The 3,721-nt window shown below is 61.9% G+C and carries 3 protein-coding genes; 2 read left to right on the top strand and 1 reads right to left on the bottom strand.

All coding sequences use genetic code 11. The features are described 5' to 3' along the window. Positions 1 to 1,874 (top strand): vitamin K epoxide reductase family protein (locus tag C9413_RS29385; protein ID WP_170251295.1); only part of this gene is annotated, 1,874 nt, incomplete at its 5' end. A 76-nt stretch (positions 1,875 to 1,950) separates the two neighbouring features. Here the strand turns inward: C9413_RS29385 and C9413_RS29380 are convergent. Continuing rightward, positions 1,951 to 2,730 (bottom strand): ZIP family metal transporter, encoded by a 780-nt coding sequence (locus C9413_RS29380; RefSeq protein ID WP_040114738.1) that lies wholly within the window; start codon positions 2,728 to 2,730, stop codon positions 1,951 to 1,953. 542 nt (positions 2,731 to 3,272) lie between these two features. Between C9413_RS29380 and C9413_RS34335 the strand changes: the two genes are divergently transcribed. Next, on the top strand, positions 3,273 to 3,434 hold the full coding sequence (locus C9413_RS34335; RefSeq protein WP_170251294.1) for a hypothetical protein: 162 nt from the start codon (positions 3,273 to 3,275) through the stop codon (positions 3,432 to 3,434). The last annotated feature ends 287 nt before the right edge of the window (positions 3,435 to 3,721 follow it).

The raw sequence follows: 3,721 nt of genomic DNA, 5'->3' as shown, positions 1-3,721 counted from the left end.
CAATTGTGCGCACCGTCGAGCGCCGCACCACGCTTTCCGATGAAAGCGTGGTGCTGATCGGCGAGGAAGAAACCCTGTCCTACGAGGAGCTGCAGAAGCGTATCGGCCGGCTGCTTCATCGCCAGGACTGGAACACGCTCGTGCTGCCGAAAAGCCTCGCCAAGGCTGGCGTATGGATGCAGACGGAGGTGCTCGACCAGGACACCGACATCCGGCCATGGATGATCGAGACCTCCGACGACCACTACGAGATAGACATATCCCGGGCCCGCGCGCTCATCGGCTGGGAACCCCGGCACAGCCTGGCTGCCACGCTGCCGGAAATGATCCGGCGGCTGAAAGAAGATCCAACCGACTGGTATGCGAAGAACAAGCTCGAATCCTCCGTTGTGGCGGCCTCCAAGCCGGAGATCGAAGAGGCAAAGAAGCGCCTGCGAGCGCCGCTCGAGCGCAGTGATGAGGAAGTCGAAGCCGCCGTGGAGCGACACCGGCTTTGGACGCTCTGGGCGCCACTGGCGAACGTGGCGCTCGGACTATGGCTCGTCGCCTCGCCAATGACGCTCGGTCTCTTTGATCCGGTCGTCGCCCCGTTCCCGCCAGCGCTGGGGCACGAGATCGCGGAGCCGGCCATCCGCGATGCGCGTCTGGGCGCAAGCGAGGTCCTGTCCGGTCTGCTTGTGGTGACATTCGCTCTACTGGGGATGTACCGCCGCTGGTCCTCGGTACAATGGATCACAGCGCTTCTCGGCGTCTGGGTGATGTTCGCCCCGCTCGTCTTCTGGACGACAAGTGCGGCCGCCTACGCAACCGACACACTCGCAGGCATTTTGATCGTCGCCTTTGCCGTGATGATCCCGCCGACGCCAGGAATTCGCGCGCGGGCGCTCGCGGCGGACGACGACCGCCCTCTCGGTTGGAGCTATTCGCCGTCCGCGTTCACTCAACGCCTCCCGATCGTGGCGCTCGCTTTCGTCGGCCTGTTCGTCTCGCGCTATCTCGCCGCTTACCAGTTGGGCCATATCGACGGCCTCTGGGATCCGTTCTTCGGCCCGGGCGAGGCGTCCGTTCGCAATGGCAGCGAGGCCGTCGTTACCTCCTGGGTGTCGAAAGGCTTTCCGATCGCCGATGCCGGGCTCGGGGCCTTCGCCTACGCGCTCGATATTCTCGCCGGCGCGATCGGCGACCGCCGCCGCTGGCGCACGATGCCCTGGATGGTGCTGCTGTTCGGCCTGCTGATTGTGCCGCTTGGCGCGGTGAGCGTCTCCTTTATCATCATTCAGCCGCCCCTGATCGGCGCGCTGTGCACGCTTTGCATCATCCAGGCGGCCGTCACGGTCGTGCTCATCCCCTATGCGATCGACGAGGTGCTGGCGACGGTCCAGTATTTGTGGAGAGCCAAGAGGGCGGGCGAGCCCCTCTGGCGGACATTCTGGATGGGCGGTCCCGCGCTTTCGGAAAACCAGACGCCCGGACCCGATCTAGACCGTCCGGCTGCGCAGCTATTGAAGGAATTCATCACCGGCGGTGTGAACTTTCCCTGGACGCTGGTCACGAGCGTCCTGCTCGGCGCGCTATTGATGACGACACCGCTCGTCTTCGGTAGCAATCCGCCTCTCTATTACAGCGACCATGTCGCTGGCTGCACCGTCATACTGGTTGCCATCATTGCGATGGCGGAGGTCGTTCGGCCGGTGCGTTTCCTTAATGGGGCGCTCGGCGCATGGGTCGCGGCATCGCCGTTTCTACTTGGCGGCGGCGGAATGGTGGGCACTTTGGCGGACGTGGCGATAGGGCTGGCCCTGGTGGTGCTCAGCCTGCCACGCGGGACGCGCAGCGAAGAGCACTATGGCGGCTGGGACCGGGCAATTGTCTGAACTGCGCAAGTTCGGCTGTTTTCTCGGGTGAGGCATTGCCGCATGGCGAGCCTGCCGCGCCGCGCGTCATCCTGTTTCAGGTCATCTCCGCAAGCGCCATGATGAGCAGGAAACCGAAGGCGCTGGCAACCGCCGATGACTGCTGGAACTGATGCGATTCCGCCTCGGGCACGAGGTCGGTGATCGTAAGGTAGAACATGCCGCCCGCCCCCATCGCAAAAAGAAAACCTAGAACTGCCTCTGGGAGTCCCCTCAGTAGAAACCACCCCGTGAAGGTTGAGACGAACACGGAAAGGCCGATCAACGAGGTCCAGCCGAGAATTTGCCAATTTGCATCGTTCTCCTCCTCGTCGAGGACCAACTCACCAATGCTCATGCCCTCGCTCAGATTGTCGATGCATATCGCCAACCCCACAATCAGCGCGACGCCAGGTTCGAAGGCGACGCCGATGCCGATGATCATCCCTTCGATAAGTTCCTCGGCGCTCGTGCCGCTGGCGAGCACGGCAACGTTGCTGCCGCGGGGTCTCTTGCGCCGGTGCAAACGATCGACCTCGCGCTTCTGATCCGCCTCCGGTCCTGCCGTTCGCCAGCGATTGACGTAAAGGTCGAGAATGTAGACGAGAGTGAGGCCGATGAGAAAACCGCCGGCCACGAGTGGGACAGATGCCCATTCAAGGGATTTTGGCATCATCTCGAATGCGAAAGTGCCAAGTAGGACGCCGGCTGCAAAGCCGACAGCAATCGAAAGCAGCAGGCTCGACGGTCGGATGCAGATCGTCACCAGGCCGCCAAGCGGCGACGCAAGAGCCGCGGCGGAGGCTACTCCCAACATGATTAGCAGATCATTGTCCATCACCGCCGCCCAGACATGGCTCAGCCAGCATTCTTTTCCGGTGAACTTCCTCGGCAACAGGCGGGAGCGGTGTTTGCCTGATGGCGGCGACGGCGCCAAGAGTGACAGTACCGCCCGCAATTGCCGGCTGCCAGAAATAGTTTATCAATATGGTCGCCCATCCAATGTCGTAAGGCGATCGCGAAGCGCCAAAAGCCAAAACGGTCAGGCCGGTAGAGTTCCAATCTTGCGAGAATTCAGCGCCCAATTGAGCGGCGGTCGCACTCACGAGCTTTCTTCCAAATCCCACGTTGACATGCCGTGAGCTGACGGGCCGCTGTATTGCGTTCCTGCATAGGCCGGCCCCAAAAGCTAAGATTTAACCCAAACCTTAGGCGCAGATCCTGTGTCATCGGATATGTGTCGCGGATTCTAATCCTTTCAAGGCGATGAAGTCGGTTGGCATCGTGCGGATGCGAACTGCGGCACACGCTCGAGCCCCCCAAGTTGGACGTTTCGCAACTCCAGCGAGGCTTGTATCGAGGAAATGGAGGCCAGCCGCCTTGAATTTTCCTACAAGATCGATCGCGTCCTGCAGGGTCTTCGTCACGGCCGTCAAACTCGATGACGCCGCAGCGAGCGGTCAGCGGACGGTCCTCGGGCCAGACTTCACGAACGGCCGCAACCTTTTCGAACTGATCGGCGGTTTGCCCCTGCCTTCGTGAAAGCCCACCCGCTTCATGCCGGTCACGCGCTGCCGCTATCCAGTGGCGTACCGGTGCGGGGTAGCGCGTCCTTCCACCCTCATCCTCGAAAGTGAGGATGAGGAGCGTAAAGGGCTGCCCCTCCTTGGGCGCCCAAGCGTTCTGATCGCATCGATAGGGATCGCTTTAGTGCCTGCCGGCCAAGTCCAGCACTTTCTCCTGGACAGGGTCTCGCCCCTGCGCATAAGCCCTGAAACTCAGCTCAACTGTGGTTTCCGGCGCAATCGAGATACCCCGCGGGCCGAAGG

It is taken from the genome of Rhizobium sp. SEMIA 4085, assembly GCF_013004495.1.
Lineage (GTDB): Bacteria > Pseudomonadota > Alphaproteobacteria > Rhizobiales > Rhizobiaceae > Rhizobium > Rhizobium gallicum.
Note: the sequence above shows the minus strand (reverse complement) of the source record. Positions and strands in the feature narration are given on the sequence as shown.